General features: G+C 33.8%; 1 protein-coding gene and 1 pseudogene. Both read right to left on the reverse strand.

The features are described from left to right. Positions 1 to 541, reverse strand: a 541-nt coding sequence (locus GQ589_RS11775; RefSeq protein WP_202115105.1) for a DUF6708 domain-containing protein, incomplete at its 3' end; no start/stop codon positions are given. A 153-nt stretch (positions 542 to 694) separates the two neighbouring features. After that, positions 695 to 900 (reverse strand): annotated as a pseudogene (locus tag GQ589_RS11780) (hypothetical protein); the annotation flags it as partial.

Below are 900 nucleotides of genomic sequence, written 5' to 3' on the forward strand. Positions count from 1 at the left end.
CCGTTCCGCCACTAGCAAGAGGAACTGATACTGAGGCCATACACCCTTGAATATCTGCCCAATTAAACTCTTTAACCGTTATCTCTTTAGCTCTAAAGGGCGAACGAGTAAAAATAGTCCATGTTCCAAAATATAAGATAAAATGTTCATAAACATAAACTTTACCTGTTTTTCGATTAAAACGTATTGGGCAATCTTCAGGAGCATATGATAAATAGAAAAAAAATTGAGTAAGAAGATAAAATATAAATAATACTAAAACGCAGCTAGGTATAACCAAAGCTTTATGCGTGCTAACAGGAATATGCGGAATTACGATATATAATACAAAAACTGATAGTAAAATGAGTATTGATAAACAAATAATAGTTATCCAACGAGAAAAATATCCTAAACCTATTGAACGCCTCGAAAATTCACAAAAATCATCATTAGCATAACGTAGTTTTTTATTATTACTTAAATGTAAATTTGTTGTATATACCCATTTATACAAATCCTGACACCATGCGGAAACTTGCGGTTGATATTTAGATGGCATTATTACGTTCTCCCTTTTTAATTGATAATATGTTCAATGCGTAGTGGCGATTTGGCGTCTTTACCTTGCCAGTAATGTAATATGCCAATCACTTTTTTGGCTTTTACCCTTAATTCAGCCACTTTTGGGTCTATTACCACGGTACTTTGGAGATTATTTATTCCCTAATTTTTTATACTCGGCGTCTATTTGTTGATACATTTCAAGCGAGCTCGCTTTGGATTTTTTGTCGATTTCTTCTGGCCAGTTGACTTTGATTGGCCATGTAAACTCATCTTCTGGCATCAATTCCCCATCCAAATTATTATCCGAAAACGCCATATAGCTATTTATCCACATCCATTCGTAATAGTTTAAAC

The organism is Gilliamella sp. Pas-s27, from assembly GCF_009795865.1.
Taxonomy (GTDB): Bacteria; Pseudomonadota; Gammaproteobacteria; order Enterobacterales; family Orbaceae; genus Gilliamella.